Source organism: Deltaproteobacteria bacterium, from assembly GCA_018668695.1.
Taxonomy (GTDB): domain Bacteria; phylum Myxococcota; class XYA12-FULL-58-9; order XYA12-FULL-58-9; family JABJBS01; genus JABJBS01.
This window is the reverse complement of sequence record JABJBS010000263.1, coordinates 1-15,456: the sequence shown is the minus strand read 5'-3', so window position 1 is coordinate 15,456 and position 15,456 is coordinate 1. Positions and strand designations below refer to the sequence as shown.

Genomic DNA, 15,456 nt, shown 5'->3' with positions numbered 1-15,456 from the left:
TGTGTGACTGCATGCAAAAGCTTAAATGGTCTGGGTGATGATGAGTCATGGAGAGATGTTGGCTTGATTCATGGTCAACGCCAGGCGTCAGCGGTGCAGCATGTGACAACAGCCTGTCACCATTGCCTTGAGCCGGCATGTGCTTCGGGCTGCCCCGTCAATGCGTATGTGAAATTGGACGAGAGTGGAATCGTGAAGCACTTGGATGACCAGTGCATTGGCTGTCAATACTGCACGCTTACCTGCCCCTACGATGTCCCAAAGTTCTCTAAGGAGCTGGGCATTGTTCGAAAGTGTGACATGTGTGTGGGGCGACTCGAGAACTCAGAGGCTCCAGCTTGTGTGCAGGCATGTCCAAATGAGGCGATACGCATTACCGTGGTGTCTCACGAAGATGTGTGGGCCCAGGCCCAGGCGGGTATGGTTGTTCCTGGAACTCCTCCATCAGATATTACATTCCCAACAACGCATTTCAAAACGGGACGCACTCAGGTTAGAGAACTCGTTCCTGCAGACTATGACCAACCTCAAAAAGAGCATGGACATGCGCCTTTGATCGTCATGCTCGTTCTCACTCAAGTTGCGGCCGGAGTGTTTGTGACAGAATTTCTTAGCGGTTGGGCTACTGGGCTATCGGGAGTATTGGGCTTTTGGGGCAGTGCAGTTGGGTTTGGGATCTGTTGCTTGGCATTGGCAGCCAGTATTCTCCACCTTGGCCGTCCGAAGTATGCCTATCGTGCCATTTTAGGTCTCGGGCATTCTTGGTTAAGCCGGGAGATTTTAGCATTTGGACTTTTTGTGAAGGCAGCCGGGCTCCTCGTTTTTATTAAGTGGGCCGAGAATACTCCTGTGCAGGCTGGTTTAACTTTTAAATCGTTTAGCAAATTCTTACCGGCACTTGAATCGGTCACCATTTTTCTAGGCATTGCCGGGGTGTTTTGCTCGGTGATGGTTTATCATGTTACGCGCCGAATTTTTTGGAACGCGGCGCGCACTCTTCCAAAGTTTACCATGACGATGGTTGTGGGTGGTGCTTCATGTTTGATGTGCACAGCTTGCGTCCGCGAATTTGTTTGCGCCGGTGTGGGTGTGGCTGCGCAGTGGGTTCAGGTACTCGCTCTTCTTACGTCCTTAACAATGTTGCTTAAGCTTGGGCTTGAGCTGGAGGTTCTTCTACATACTCGAGACAAGGTAAACTCGTCGCTAAAAAGAACAGCTGTTTTACATTTAGACTCTATGCGGGGTTGGTGCGTGGCACGGCTTCTCTGTGCAGTGGCAGGTGGTTTCATTACGCCTTGGGCATTGGTTCATGGTGTCTCAAATCAGTTGATGTCCCACGGTTCTTTGGCTCTGCTCGCGGCAGCGGGGTTTCTGCTGGTTCTCTGCGGAGAGCTGAGTGAGCGCTATTTGTTCTTTAGAGCAGTTGTTGCACTGAAAATGCCTGGAGGAATACCGGGATGAAGAAAATTACTCAGCAGATAGCCAGCTTCAAGGATAAATTGTTGTATCAAGAGTCGGGTCCTCTTACGGATCGGCTAAAACGGGCGCCCGGTCCATTTGGGCTGGGGCAGGTGCTTCTTAGGAGTAAGCCTGAGGCAACCACGAGCGCTGTTTGTGGTTATTGCTCCACAGGTTGTGGGCTCCGCGTACACCTCAAGAATGGCGAAGCGGTGAGCCTAACACCTGCGACCAGTTATCCTGTTAACCTTGGTATGGCGTGCCCTAAAGGATGGGAGGCTCTAACACCGCTGGATGCACCGGACCGCGGGGTGATTCCATTATTGAAAAGCAAAGATGGTGCCCGTGAAGCGATACCCTGGGAAGATGCGTTAAAAACGATGTGCTCTGAGTTTCAAGCCATTCAAAAAAAACATGGAAAGAGTTCGGTTGCATTTATCAGTACGGGCCAAATCCCAACCGAGGAAATGGCCCTGCTGGGCGCTCTTACCAAATTTGGGATGGGAATGGTCCACGGCGATGGCAATACTCGTCAATGTATGGCCAGCGCAGTGGTCGCCTATAAAGAGTCGTTTGGTTTCGATGCGCCGCCCTATACATATCAGGACTTCGAAGAATCGGATGTGATTGTTCTGGTTGGGAGTAATCTATGCATCGCGCACCCTATTATGTGGGAACGCATTTGTCGTAATCCCCATGAGCCGCAAATCGTTGTCATCGATCCACGCAAAACAGAAACCGCGACTGCTGCGACACATCACTTTGCCATACGCCCAAAGTCGGATTTGGTGTTTTTTTACGCGTTGGCAAATATCCTTATCGGAGAGGGCTGGGTCGATGAGGATTTTGTGCAGCAGCATACGCGAGGCTACCTTGAGTTCTCGAATTTTGTTCAAGACTACACACCGGAACTGGCCTGCGCTGTTTCAGGGATTGCTGTGGACGACCTTAAGGAGCTGGCAAGGAAGATTCATCTTGGGAAGCGAGTGTCGTTTTGGTGGACCATGGGGGTGAATCAAAGTCATGAGGGGGTGCGTGTTGCGCAGGCAATCATTAACCTTGCGCTGCTTACGGGGAATCTGGGCCGGGTTGGAACGGGTGCAAATTCAATCACGGGGCAATGCAACGCGATGGGCTCGCGGTTGTTTTCGAACACCACGAACCTTCTTGGTGGGCACTTATTTGAAAACCAGAGTCACCGAAACAAGGTTGCTGAGGTCCTCGGGCTCGACCAGACGCAGATCCCTGAAACGGTGGGATGGTCTTACGATAAAATCATCGAGGGTGTGTTGTCTGGAGACGTGAAGGGGCTATGGATTATCGCTACGAACCCCGCGCACTCTTGGATCAATCGTGGTCACATAAAGGAGATGCTGGGTCGACTCGATTTTCTGGTGGTTCAAGATATGTACCATTCCACGGAGACGGCGCAAGTTGCCGATTTGTATTTACCGGCCGCCGGTTGGGGCGAAAAGGAGGGAACCTTTATTAACTCCGAACGGCGCATTGGACTGCTTAAAAAGGTTAAACGTGCGCCAGGCCAAGCACTTGCTGATTTTCATATATTTAAAGCCGTCGCTCAATACTGGGGTTGTGGTGACATGTTTGATGAGTGGTCGAGCCCGGAAGCTGTTTTTAAAATACTTCAGCGTTTATCTGCGGGCATGCCGTGTGACTTCAGTGGGATTCCTAGCTACCAAGCAATCGACGAACAAGGCGGTATTCAGTGGCCTTGCCTACCGGGTGAACTACCAGAAGGTCCTACCCAACGACGACTTTTTGAAGATGGAAAGTTTTACCATTTAGATAGTAAAGCGCGCTTTGTTTTCGAGAAACCTCGGTCAGTAGAAGAACCGATAGATGACCGGTTCTCATTTGTTTTACTTACGGGACGCGGCTCGTCAAGTCAGTGGCATACCCAAACGAGGACGAGTAAATCGGCAATTCTACGCAAGATGAGTCCGAAGATGGCTTATGCACAGATTCATCCTGACGATGCGAAACAGATGGGCGTACGCTCTGGGCAGTATCTTCGAATCAAATCACGACGGGGGTCTATTTGCGTTCACGCTTTTGTGACGGCCAGCGTTCAAAGAGGACAAGTTTTTATGCCAATGCACTATCAAGAAACCAATAAACTGACCCAGGCCTCGTTTGACCCTTATTCAAAGCAACCATCTTATAAGTTTTGTGCGGTAGACGTTCGGCGTGCTGAGCATTGGGAGATTCAAGGAGACGACGATGAAGGATGATGTCGCAAAGATATACAGGATGAACCTTGAGGTGAGGGATGACCGCATAGGCGGAACAGTCACTCTTGTTGGAGCGGGGCCAGGGGATATGGACCTTATTACGGTGCGAGGAGAGCGGGCTCTATCGGTTGCGGATGTGATTTTATACGATAGCTTAATCGACCAACGCCTCTTGCAAAATCGAAGTGCTGCACTTGTTTACGTAGGGAAGCGATGCGGTCGCCATGGTATGACCCAAGAACAGATTACGGCTCTCTTGATTCGATTCGCCCGGTCGGGGAAAAATATTGTCAGGCTCAAAGGCGGCGACCCATCGGTTTTCGGACGGGTAGGTGAAGAGTGCCTTGGTCTGGCTGCGGCTAAGGTTAAGTTTGAAATTATACCGGGCGTATCGAGTGCCATCGCGGTACCGGCTCTGGCGGCAATTCCTCTAACCCACCGTGGAGTGAGTGATGGCTTGGTGGTGGTTACTGCGCATAAACGACTCGGCTTTGAAGAGCTGGGTCTCCCTTTCTATCGCAAAGAAACCTCTTTGGTTTTGTTGATGGCTTTATCGACGATTGATAAATGGCAGCCGCAGCTCCTCCAACTTGGATACCCCGAAGATGTCCCAGTGGCTTTTATCGTCGAGGGTTGTACGCAAAATGAGTATGTCGTGGAATCCAGTATCGGTGAATCACTGGTAGATGCATTGGATGAACGGCTTCGTTCGCCATGTTTGGTCGTCATCGGTCAGGTTGTAACATTACGAGCGCAACTTAGACCTTGGCTTATCAGTAGAAGTCTTCTTGAAGCTCAGCCTCAATCGAGAAAAATCAAAATGTTTTAAAACGACTCACAGGGCCACGCTGACGTGTTTCGACGCTAGTGTCGTTTTTATTTTGAGTTCCACATAATGGTTGATTTGTGAGGTGTCGGTTTCACGTTTTTGGCCGTGGTTTAGAATAACCTTTGTGTCATCTTGCCCTGGATTTCGCCCCGGATGTAGAAAAAAACTTCTTCAGATACAGGTATACTTCAGGGCTCGATTTGAAACCCTAATCATTTCAAACCCTTTTTCTCGACCATCGGCTCAACCCGCACTGGCATAACGTTTGCTTATTCAAAGTGTCCCCAGACGAATAGGTGAGCAGGATGAAAATAGATGGCAAAGCAGATAGTCTTGAACTCTTTAATCTGAAGTCGCGGCACACCCGTGTGTTTCATCTTTCTTGGTTTGCTTTTTTTGCGTGTTTCTTCGCTTGGTTTGGCATTGCACCTTTGATGCCCGTGATTCGAGATGAATTCAGTCTTACCAAGGACCAAATCGGCAACATTATGATTGCCTCGGTAAGTGCGACCGTTTTCATGCGAATACTTATGGGCTGGCTTTGCGACAGAATTGGTCCGCGGATTACTTACAGTGCGCTCTTGGTTGGGGGCTCGGTCCCCGTGATGTGTATCGGACTTTCATACGATTACCACTCGTTTCTGTTTTTTAGATTGTTAATTGGCGCAATCGGCGGTTCGTTTGTGATCACGCAATACCACACCTCGGTTTTTTATTCGGCGCGCTGTGTAGGGACGGCCAATGCGACGTCGGCAGGCTGGGGGAATCTTGGCGGCGGCGTAACGCAAATGGTGATGCCTCTTGTTTTTAGCTTGGTGGTGGCGGCAGGTGTTAGCGAGTTTTGGGGCTGGCGAATTTCGATGTTGGTGGTGGGAGTTTTCTGTGCGGTCTTGGGAGCTGTTTATTATTTTTTCACCACAGATACGCCTCTTGGAAATTTTAAAGAGCTTAGAGCATTGGGTAAGATTCCCGAAAAATCGAGTGCGTCGGGAGGATTTATTAAAGCGGTCAAAGACAAGCGGGTTTGGATACTGTTCTGTGTATACGGCGCGTGTTTTGGCATTGAACTGACGATGAACAATATCGCAGCGCTCTACTTTCGGGACTACTTTGAATTGGGTCTCCAAGAGGCAGGAGTTGTTGCTGGGCTTTTTGGGGTGATGAATCTCTTCGCAAGGTCGCTCGGAGGTTTTGTGGGTGACCGAGCAGGAAGTCGCTACGGGCTTCAAGGCCGGGTGGTATGGCTTGGCGCAGCGCTTCTGTTAGAGGGTGCGGCACTTATTGTGTTTTCGAGAATGGTCGCGCTGCCTGCAGCTCTTGTCTGTTTGATTTTCTTTAGCCTCTTTGTGCAGATGGCAGAGGGGGCAACTTTTAGTGTCGTGCCGTTTGTAAATCCCGGAGCGGTTGGGAGTGTGGCAGGAATTGTAGGGGCTGGCGGAAATGCGGGTGCGGTGATTGCGGGCTTTCTTTTCAAAGGAGGTATGGCTTGGCCCGATGCGCTCATGGTTCTCGGTGCTTTGGCGCTTGGGGTTGGAGCGATGAGCTTCCTATTGCGGTTCCCAGACCATGCGCAGGAGCCGAAGATGATGCCCGAGCTTGGCGCCTCCTGGCTCAAGGGAGGATAAAAGAGTCCAATTTTCCCCCGTACGCCCAAGACTTACGACTTATTCCCATTTCTTGAGGGTTAGAGCGTTGCGGATGTGGAAAATCGGCGATAGACGCGCCTGGTACCAGATTTTTATCAGAGGTGGTTTCGTCGTGGATAACAATAAAGTTCTTAAGAAAATTACGATTGCTATGAATCTTCGCAACGAAGATGTTCGTGAAATTCTTCATATCGGCGGCCAGGAATTAAGCATCAGTCAAACGGGCGCGGTTTTGGTGAGTGAAACCAACAAGAACTTTAAAATCCTCTCAGATGAGCTTCTTGAGGCTTTCATGGAAGGCCTGATCACATATTCGCGGGGCCCGAAGAATGTGCCGAATTTAATACCTTTGGCGCTGGCAAATTTGGTCTATCTACTGGGCGAGCGGGGCAACCAAGAAGCTCTGGAAGCGCTTGGTGGCTTGGTTGAAGACGTGGTGACTCAGCTTACTGAGCAGTTAGAAGAGAGCTGATTTTACCCAGCAAAGTGCTTATCCCAAGAATATCCTCTTCAATAGGAATCAGATAATGCCTGATTCTATCCCATCGGTGTTGCAAACTATTTCGTTGACTAGCAAACTGTCTCTATGAATGACGTTTTGCATAGATTTGTAGGTCCGGTCGCGCTCGGACTTTTGGTAATGGCATGTGGTACTGAGTCTACGACGAATCCAGATGAGAACCCGGGGCAGTCCGACACTGATCCAACAACTGCTCCCTCAACGGATCCTGCAGAGGAAACGCCGCTTCCTGATTATCAGGGCGACGCGGATGACGATGCGAGTTTCCTTTTCAACTCTGATGAGATCTTGACCTTCGAAATCGATGTTGATCCGGCGAACATGGCCATACTGGATGCAGATCCGGTCGCCGAAGAATATGTGCCGGCAACGTTACGTTACCAGGGTGAAGAATTCTCGGATGTGGGGCTCAGGTACAAAGGTAGCATTGGCAGCTTTGTGGGTTGCACCGAGGTTTTTGGTTTTCCTCCATCAGGCGCCAAGACTTGCCCGAAGTTGTCGATGAAAGTGAAAGTTAACTATACCGACAATGGACTTCGCTTTCACGGGCTCAAGAAGCTGCAGTTTCACGCCATGAATTCCGATGAGACTCAGCTGCGCGAGATGCTCTCTTATTACCTATTTAGAGCAATGGGCATTCCCGCTCCTCGAACCGTGCCGATGCGATTGCTTATCAACGGTGAAATGGCGGGTGTGTTTCTCTTAGTCGAGCAAATCGACGGGCGCTTTACCCGCTCACGTTTTGGAGATGGTGGAAAGGGGAACCTCTACAAGGAGATCTGGCCCATGTATTCAGACGACGCCCCGTACATCTCGGCGCTTGAAACCAATGAAGATGAAAACCCGTCAGTTGAGAAAGTACAAAGATTCCGTCAAGCGCTTGATGATGCGACCAGCACCGAAGAACTTGTAGCGGTTTCCGATAGCTGGATTGACCGGCAATACATCATGAACTTTTTGGCCGTGGACAGAAGTATCGTGAACGACGATGGGTCTATGCATTGGTATTGCAACAGTTATGGCCAGGGAGTTGAGGCTTGTAGTCCTCACAACTTCTTCTGGTACGAAGATACGAAGGCGGACAAAATGTGGCTTGTCCCTTGGGATACTGACCTAACCTTTCGAGAGAGTCACGTAACGTCAATTCCTGCGGTGTGGAATGATGACAACCCCGAATGTTTGTCTGATTTTGCATCATTGGGAATGTATATACCGCCAAACTGCGACCCGTTGATTTCCGCTTGGGCCTCTTTGAAAGATGATTACGCAAAGGCCTTGCGAGTCCTCTTAGATGGTCCATTTGCGGCTGGTAATGTGGCAACCTTGCTCGACGGTTGGCAGGAGCAAATGGCTGCCGCGGTGGCCGAAGCGCATGCCGTCAATGGCGAGCAGATTGACCCAGACCGTTGGAATTCGAATATTGAGGCCTTTAAAGTCGATACCTATCGACGACGAAGCGCGGTAGAAGATCTGGCCGCACCCTAAAAGCACTGCCCGGTATGGGTCCTAAAAAAAATTACCCAAATTTCGGCAAGATGGTTCCCACACAGGGCCTATAAGCGATTGAGGAGAAAATCTCTTCACGTTTATTAGCACCTATTTGGAAGTCGCGTAAAACAGCGAAGGATAAAGTTTTGAAAAATATGAAGCGAGCCTTGGTACTCAGTCTCTTCAGCGTTCTCTTGTTGAGCGCCTGTGGTGAAGACTCTGCAGGTGATTCCACATCGACCACCGGAGCAGGTGAAACCGGCAACGAGACATCAACCGAGGTTAATACCAACCCGAATGCGTGCGATGGTGATGCGGTCGACTTGGTCAGGCCTGATGGCTGGACAACGAGCACTCATTGTAAAGGCGTACCTGCAAACTATGAGCAGGTCTTTGATGACACGGTTGTGCACCGAATTGATATTACGGTGACTGCAGATAATTACCAAGCGACCATGAACGACTTAGAGTCCATTCTAGGCGGCGGTGGTGGCGGCGGCTTTGGTGGTTTAGATGATACGCCGGAGCCTATGTATGTGCCGGTGACTCTTCAATACAACGGACTCACCTGGTGGAACGTTGGTATGCGCTACAAAGGTAACTCTTCGCTCCACATGGGCTGGGGTGATGGCGTGAGGAAGCTGGCATTCCGATTTCATTTCGATAAATACGAAGATGACTTTCCGGAGCTTAAGAATCAGAGATTCTACGGTTTTAAGAAAATGACTTTTAGCAACGGCTTTAAGGACGACTCCCTGATTCGTGACAAAATGGCAGCCAATATTTTTAGGGCAGCGGGTGTGCCGGCCGCGCAAGGAGCTTTCGCGCGGGTTTACGTAGATTTCGGAGAGGGGCCCACTTACTTTGGCCTCTACACGATGATTGAGGATCCGTCAGATGAGATGCTCGAAACTCAATTCGATGATGATTCGGGTAATCTTTATAAGCCCGAAGGCGAGGGGGCTACTTGGCAGCGCTTTGTCCAGGAAGACTTCTCTAAGAAGACCCATGAAGACGAAGCTGATTTTAGCGATATCATCGCAGCTTTGGATGCCTTACACGCGAGCCGCACCAACGATGTGCAGTGGCGCGATGGGCTCGAGGCAGTATTCGATGTGAATGCATTTTTACGTTGTTTGGCGGTGAATCAGGTCATCGTGAATTGGGACAGCTACGGGATGATGGATCACAACTATTTCGTTTACGGCGATCCGTCCAAGGGTGGTAAACTGGTTTGGTTTCCTTGGGACCTCAACGAAGCCATGCTCTCGGATGGACCAGGTAGTTCAATCTCTAATTCGATAATGCTCGACAGCGTGAATGATGACTGGCCTTTGATTCGGTATCTTCTCGACGATTCGGTCTATCGAGAACTTTATAAGGACGAAGTGCGTGCGGTCTTAGAAGGTGCTTTTGTAACGCAAACTGTCCATGCACAGATGGACCGCTACCACTCACTGATTACGCCTTATGTGGTCGGTCCGGAAGCAATCGAAGAAGAGCCTTATACATTTTTACGACGTGCGTCTCGATTCGAAGAAGCACTCACTCGTTTTCGAGACGGTTTGAAGCCTCACGTGGAAGATCGCTATGACGAAGCGTGGAGTCAGTTGGATGCAGATTGAGCCCATTCTGACTCAGAAGCAGCGTTTTCTGGTTACGCTGGCTCGATTGTCTTGGTTTTCTCCCTAGCTCTATTCCGTTGACATTAATACATTATTTTCGTGCATAATCTCGTGTATCAGCCAAAGTGAATGAATTTTGACATAATGCGTCTTAGGGCTTGACCAAGACCCCATAAAAGTTTTCTATTCTAATTCGAGCAATTTAGGACATGAGGACTTTCTATGAGTAATACCAAGCAGTTACTGGATTATGTTTACGAGAACGAAACGAAGCACGCTTCCAAGGATTGGCTAACGCAGCCATTGGGCGGCGGCGCCGTAAAGAGCTACACATGGTCTGAGGCCGTAGGCGAGGCCCGTAAGATGGCGGCCTACCTGAAATCATTAGGTTTTGAGCCCGGCAGCAAGATTGGTATTTGCTCCAAAAACTGTGCCCATTTTATGATTTCTGAGCTGGCGATTTGGATGGCAGGCTACACCACCGTAGCTCTTTACCCAACCGTGAATGCCGCCACAGCGAGTTATGTACTCGATCACTCAGATGCGAAGCTGCTTTTTGTGGGCAAGCTGGATGAATGGGAAGAAATCAAAAAGGGCGTGCCTGAGTCTATGCCGCTTGTGGCTTTCTCACTGGCCCCAGCAAACAGCTACGATAAATGGGACGATATCATTGCCAAAACTGCGCCGATTACAGAGAACGTTTCTCGAGGTGTGGATGAGACGGCTCTGATTATTTATACGTCAGGCTCTACCGGGCAACCGAAAGGTGTCATGCATGCCTTCGGGCGCATCGCAACGGCCGTAGAAGGAATGGTAGGCTCCTTAGATATTACCCTTAATGAGCGCCAGCTTTCCTACTTGCCATTGGCTCACGTTTTTGAGCGTGCTTATGTAGAGTGCTGCTCGATTGTTGGTGTGACTCACGTTTTCTTTGCTGAAGCGCTCGATACTTTTCAGCAGGATTTACAACGTTGTCGTCCGACACTCTTTATTTCGGTACCACGTTTATGGCTGAAGTTTCAGCAGGGCGTGTTTAGTAAAATGCCGAAGAAGAAGCTCGATTTTGCTTTCAAGATTCCTATTATCGGTAAGCTATTGCGCAAGAAAATTCTTAAGGGCTTAGGCTTGGATTCGGTGCGTCTCGCGGGCAGTGGTTCTGCGCCGATTCCAGCTGAACTCATCGAGTGGTACCGAGATCTTGGCTTGATGCTTCTTGAAGGTTACGCCATGAGTGAAGACTTCGCTTACTCGCACCTATCAACACCAGAGTTCACAGAGCCTGGCTATGTGGGTGTTCCGTATCCTGGCGTTGAAGTTCGCTTAAGCGATGCAGGTGAGATTCTGATTAAGTCTGCGGGCAACATGCAGGGCTACTACAAAGAAGAAGCCATGACTGCAGAGTGCTACACAGAAGATGGATTCTTTCACACGGGTGACCGAGGTGAGCGAAAGTCCAATGGTCTTTTGAAAATCACAGGCCGCGTGAAGGAAATCTTCAAGACTTCCAAGGGCAAGTATGTTGCTCCTGCACCGATTGAGAACATCATCAACAACGATCCTAATGTCGAGGCCAGCTGCGTGTCGGGTTCTGGTTACCCGCAACCTTACGCTCAAGTTGTTGTTGCCGAAGATTTACGCGGCAAGCTGGGCGATAGCTCAGTGAAGGCGAAAATTGAAAGCGAAATTAAAGGGCTCTTCAGCAAAGTAAACAGCGAAGTTGAGCATCACGAGCGATTGCAGTTTATTGCGATTGTTTCTGACGATTGGACCATCGCCAATGGTTTTCTAACGCCAACGATGAAGATCAAGCGCGGTGCCATTGAAGATGCCACCACTGAGCGCCTCGATGGTTGGTACAATGAAGGCAAGCAAGTCTTCTGGGCTTAATCGCCTTTGTTATTTGATCACTAGAATCTGCTGTTCGGCCATAGCAATCAGCTGGCCGTCTCTTGTCCAAAGCATATCCCGTTCCTGGGAGTAGCCCTCTTTGGTCACCGTACTTTGTGTGGTGAGCAGGGCGTAGTCCGTCTTGAGAGGCTCTGAGGGCATGTAGAAAGTTGCGTGATAGGTGATGCTGCCCATGGGGCGTGCCTGCTTTTCGGTCACCAATATTGCGGGCCACCACATATCCAATAAGGCTGCGGCCAGTGCTTCATCCCAAAATTCGGGTGCTTCAAGCGGCTTAAGCCAGCCACCAGAAAACGCGCCTTCATGACCACTCATAGGGAGACCACCCCAGCAGGGACGAACATCTAAGTGCTGGATATAGGCGATATCTGCAGGTAGGGCGGGCAGCCGTAGGCAGTCCTCTGGCTTGGTCACTTCCGGCATTTTGAACTCGTTAAAGTCGTAGCTGTTGGGCCGGTCGGATCCCATGACGGCCGATGCAATGGCGATGGTTTCCTTCTCGCTCTTCATCAGTGCGCGCATATGGCAGATGCGTTTGCCTGAGCGCACGGTCTCCACTTCAATCGAGAGTGGTCCCTGAGGGGCTGGAGCACAGAGCTGAACGGAGAGTGAACGCAGTTGACGGTCTTCGGAATCTTGAGCGGCTTTGAAGGCATTTGCGAGAGCAGCAAACACCAGACCACCACACGCACCGGGCCCTTTGAACCAAGAAGCATCGAATTGGGCGACGTATCTACCAGGCTTAACTGGTTTAACTGCGGACATAGAGGAAATAGTAAGGCTCACGGCGTAACTCCTGAACGGCTTTGTGAAGTTGTGCATATCATAGACCAGAAAATCTCTGAAAGCACCCCAATGGGTTGAAATCATAAGAGATCTTGCCTGCGATGAGGAAGGCTTAAAGTTGCTAATTTTTTCACGGATTGGTGCTACGAGCAGTTGACCTCTAAGCCATAGTGAGCGACTAAGCACCCAAGCTCGCGGGGCCCATTCATAGCCCTCGCTTAACATTAAACAAGTGCCACTTGGTATGTGGCACCACTGTGAGGATAGACCATGCCTGTAATTACTCTCCCAGACGGAAGTCAGCGCTCATTTGATAATTCGGTTAGCACCTACGATGTAGCGATGGATATCGGTCCTGGTCTCGCTAAAGCTTGTATCGCTGGCCGCGTTGACGGCAACCGCGTGGATGCCCACGATTTGATTGAAGGAGACGCGAGTCTTCAGATTATTACCGCCAAAGATGATGACGGCATCGAGATTATTCGTCACTCCTGTGCGCACCTGCTAGGCCACGCTATTAAGCAGCTTTGGCCAGACGCGAAAATGGCCATTGGCCCGACCATTGATAATGGTTTTTATTACGACATCGATATGGAGCACACGCTCACAGACGAAGACCTTGCGGGCCTTGAAAAGCGCATGAAGGCGCTTGCGAAAACCAACTATCAGGTCGTTAAAAAGACCGTAAGCTGGCAAGAAGCACGCGACGTATTTGAGGCGCGCGGCGAGACTTACAAGATTGAAATCCTCGACCGTGATATCGCTAAAGACGATAAGCCTGGGCTTTATCACCACGAAGAATATATAGATATGTGCCGGGGACCTCACGTTCCCAATATGCGATTCAACCACCACTTCAAGCTTCTGAGCCTTGCGGGTGCGTATTGGCGCGGCAACAGCGACCAGAAGATGCTACAGCGTGTGTATGGTACGGCGTGGGCGGATAAAAAGCAGCTTAAAGCCTACTTGAAGAAACTTGAAGAGGCAGCTAAGCGTGACCACCGCCGCATTGGTAAGCAGATGGAACTCTTCCACATGCAACCGGAAGCGCCCGGAATTGTATTTTGGCACGCCAATGGTTGGAACATCTATCTCGAGCTTGAAAAGTTCGTGCGTGAAAAGCTTCGCGAGTACGACTATCAAGAAGTGAAGGGTCCTCTTATGATGGACCGTGTACTCTGGGAGAAGTCGGGTCACTGGGACAAATTCCGCGAGAATATGTTTACCACGAGTTCAGAAAACCGTGATTACGCACTCAAGCCCATGAACTGCCCAGGCCACGTTCAGATTTACAACCAAGGCTTAAAGTCTTACCGCGACCTTCCACTGCGTATGGCCGAATTTGGTCAGTGTCACCGTAACGAGCCATCGGGTGCCTTGCACGGTGTAATGCGGGTGCGTGGTTTTACTCAGGATGATGCGCACATCTTCTGTACGCCAGACCAAGTTCTGGAAGAAGTTACGTCGTGCATCAAGATGGTTTATGACACGTACAGCACTTTTGGTTTCAAGAACATCGCTGTTCAGCTCTCGACTCGTCCTGAAAAGCGTATAGGCAGTGACGAGGTATGGGACAAAGCCGAAACTGCGTTGATGGAAGCGCTGAAGGCCATGGATATCGATTATAAGCTTCAAGAAGGCGAGGGTGCTTTCTATGGGCCGAAGATTGAGTTCACGCTCTTCGACAGCCTAGACCGTGCTTGGCAGTGTGGAACCGTTCAGCTCGACTTTGCTTTGCCTGGCCGTTTGGATGCGACCTATGTGAGCGAGAACAACGACCGTCAAACACCGGTCATGATTCACCGCGCGGTTCTGGGTTCTCTAGAGCGTTTCATCGGTATTCTCATTGAAGAGTTTGTCGGTTCTTTTCCGCTTTGGTTGGCACCTCAGCAGGCAGTGGTTTTAACCATAACCGATGCGCAGCTTGATTACGCGAAAGAAGTGACCAAGAAGTTCAGAGCAGCCGGTTTCCGCGTTGATACTGATTGTCGCAATGAGAAAATAGGATTCAAGATTCGTGAGCATACCATGAAGCGTGTTCCTTACATGCTGGTTTGCGGTAACAAGGAAATGGAAGAGGGCGCCGTCGCAGTTCGAACCCGCTGGGGTGAAGATCTGGGTAAAATCAGCGTGGACGACTTCTTGAAGCAGTTTAGCGATGAAGTGAAGAGTCGTAAGATTGTGAAGCCTGAGCCTAAAGAAGAAGAAGAGTAGTCGTTTCCAAGATGTCTGAATCAGCCCACCGCATTGCCGTTTTTGTAGATGTTCAAAACATCTATTACACCACTCGTGATGTTTATGGGCGCCAGTTCAATTACCGAAAGCTATGGAATCGTTTGTCGCAGCAGGGAGAACTCGTCTCTGCTACGGCCTACGCCATCGGCCGCGGAGATGATGGTCAGATTAAGTTTCAAGATGCTTTGAAGCACATTGGTTTCAAGGTGAAGCTCAAGCCTTTCATTCAGCGAAAAGATGGCTCGGCGAAGGGCGACTGGGATGTGGGCATTACCATTGATGTGATGGACACGGCCAGGCAGGTGGATACCGTTATTCTCTTATCCGGCGACGGTGATTTCGACCTTTTATTAGAAAAAGTATCTTCTGAATATGGAGTGGCTACTGAGGTTTATGGAGTGGAGAAGCTTACGGCTAAATCCTTGATGGATGCTGCCAGCAAGTTTCACCCCATCGAACCCGACCTTTTGCTCTAATCGAATTGCGTGTTGGATCCATGGCTCTTGTTGTTCATCCACATTTTCACCGTCGCAAAACCGGCGTCACCACACACGTCGAGACTGTCGTGCCGGTACTCAATGCAGAGCTGCCTTGTAAGCTCCTCTCCCGTGGCTATCGTTTTGATGAAGCGCTTCCAACGATTGGTGAGGCAGAACTCAGGCAAACTCTAAGAGCGGGCGGCCCAGTGATTTGGCATGCCCACCGTAAC

At 50.0% G+C, this 15,456-nt stretch carries 12 protein-coding genes; 11 read left to right on the top strand and 1 reads right to left on the bottom strand.

Going from position 1 to position 15,456, the window contains the following annotated elements; all coding sequences use genetic code 11:
• From HOK28_14085 to HOK28_14050, 8 genes are all read left to right on the top strand, one after another.
• A partial coding sequence (locus HOK28_14085; GenBank protein MBT6434224.1) for a dimethyl sulfoxide reductase anchor subunit occupies positions 1–1,461 on the top strand: 1,461 nt, incomplete at its 5' end.
• Positions 1,458–3,710, top strand: a complete 2,253-nt coding sequence (locus HOK28_14080) for a nitrate reductase (protein MBT6434223.1) — start codon at positions 1,458–1,460, stop codon at positions 3,708–3,710. The genes HOK28_14085 and HOK28_14080, both read left to right, overlap by 4 nt.
• Complete coding sequence (gene cobA / locus HOK28_14075; protein ID MBT6434222.1) at positions 3,700–4,539, top strand: uroporphyrinogen-III C-methyltransferase; 840 nt, start codon at positions 3,700–3,702, stop codon at positions 4,537–4,539. Before HOK28_14080 ends, cobA begins: the two co-directional genes overlap by 11 nt.
• Positions 4,540–4,844: 305 nt before the next feature.
• Positions 4,845–6,164: an MFS transporter gene (locus HOK28_14070; GenBank protein MBT6434221.1), complete on the top strand. Its 1,320-nt coding sequence runs from the start codon at positions 4,845–4,847 to the stop codon at positions 6,162–6,164.
• Between the two features lie 73 nt (positions 6,165–6,237).
• Positions 6,238–6,657: a DUF1456 family protein gene (locus HOK28_14065; GenBank protein MBT6434220.1), complete on the top strand. Its 420-nt coding sequence runs from the start codon at positions 6,238–6,240 to the stop codon at positions 6,655–6,657.
• A gap of 114 nt (positions 6,658–6,771) precedes the next feature.
• Positions 6,772–8,190: a hypothetical protein gene (locus HOK28_14060; GenBank protein ID MBT6434219.1), complete on the top strand. Its 1,419-nt coding sequence runs from the start codon at positions 6,772–6,774 to the stop codon at positions 8,188–8,190.
• A 149-nt stretch (positions 8,191–8,339) separates the two neighbouring features.
• Positions 8,340–9,818 carry a CotH kinase family protein gene (locus HOK28_14055; GenBank protein MBT6434218.1) on the top strand — a complete coding sequence of 493 codons (1,479 nt, stop codon included), beginning with the start codon at positions 8,340–8,342 and terminating at the stop codon, positions 9,816–9,818.
• Between the two features lie 222 nt (positions 9,819–10,040).
• Positions 10,041–11,705 (top strand): AMP-binding protein, encoded by a 1,665-nt coding sequence (locus HOK28_14050; GenBank protein MBT6434217.1) that lies wholly within the window; start codon positions 10,041–10,043, stop codon positions 11,703–11,705.
• A gap of 9 nt (positions 11,706–11,714) precedes the next feature.
• Here the strand turns inward: HOK28_14050 and HOK28_14045 are convergent, their stop codons facing one another.
• Positions 11,715–12,512 (bottom strand): thioesterase family protein, encoded by a 798-nt coding sequence (locus HOK28_14045; GenBank protein ID MBT6434216.1) that lies wholly within the window; start codon positions 12,510–12,512, stop codon positions 11,715–11,717.
• Positions 12,513–12,782: 270 nt separating this feature from the next.
• Here HOK28_14045 and thrS point away from each other — a divergent pair, with 270 nt between their 5' ends.
• The 3 genes from thrS to HOK28_14030 all read left to right on the top strand — a co-directional run.
• Complete coding sequence (thrS, locus tag HOK28_14040) at positions 12,783–14,726, top strand: threonine--tRNA ligase (protein MBT6434215.1); 1,944 nt, start codon at positions 12,783–12,785, stop codon at positions 14,724–14,726.
• 11 nt (positions 14,727–14,737) lie between these two features.
• A complete protein-coding gene (locus HOK28_14035; protein MBT6434214.1) occupies positions 14,738–15,223 on the top strand; it encodes an NYN domain-containing protein in 486 nt (161 codons plus the stop codon).
• A gap of 20 nt (positions 15,224–15,243) precedes the next feature.
• On the top strand, positions 15,244–15,456 hold a 213-nt coding region (locus HOK28_14030), incomplete at its 3' end, for a glycosyltransferase family 1 protein (protein ID MBT6434213.1).

Coding starts and splice junctions, on each gene's coding strand:
- HOK28_14080 (MBT6434223.1), top strand. CDS start 1,458: ATGAAGAAAATTACTCAGCAGATAGCCAGCTTCAAGGATAAATTGTTG.
- cobA (MBT6434222.1), top strand. CDS start 3,700: ATGAAGGATGATGTCGCAAAGATATACAGGATGAACCTTGAGGTGAGG.
- HOK28_14070 (MBT6434221.1), top strand. CDS start 4,845: ATGAAAATAGATGGCAAAGCAGATAGTCTTGAACTCTTTAATCTGAAG.
- HOK28_14065 (MBT6434220.1), top strand. CDS start 6,238: ATGTGGAAAATCGGCGATAGACGCGCCTGGTACCAGATTTTTATCAGA.
- HOK28_14060 (MBT6434219.1), top strand. CDS start 6,772: ATGAATGACGTTTTGCATAGATTTGTAGGTCCGGTCGCGCTCGGACTT.
- HOK28_14050 (MBT6434217.1), top strand. CDS start 10,041: ATGAGTAATACCAAGCAGTTACTGGATTATGTTTACGAGAACGAAACG.
- thrS (MBT6434215.1), top strand. CDS start 12,783: ATGCCTGTAATTACTCTCCCAGACGGAAGTCAGCGCTCATTTGATAAT.
- HOK28_14035 (MBT6434214.1), top strand. CDS start 14,738: ATGTCTGAATCAGCCCACCGCATTGCCGTTTTTGTAGATGTTCAAAAC.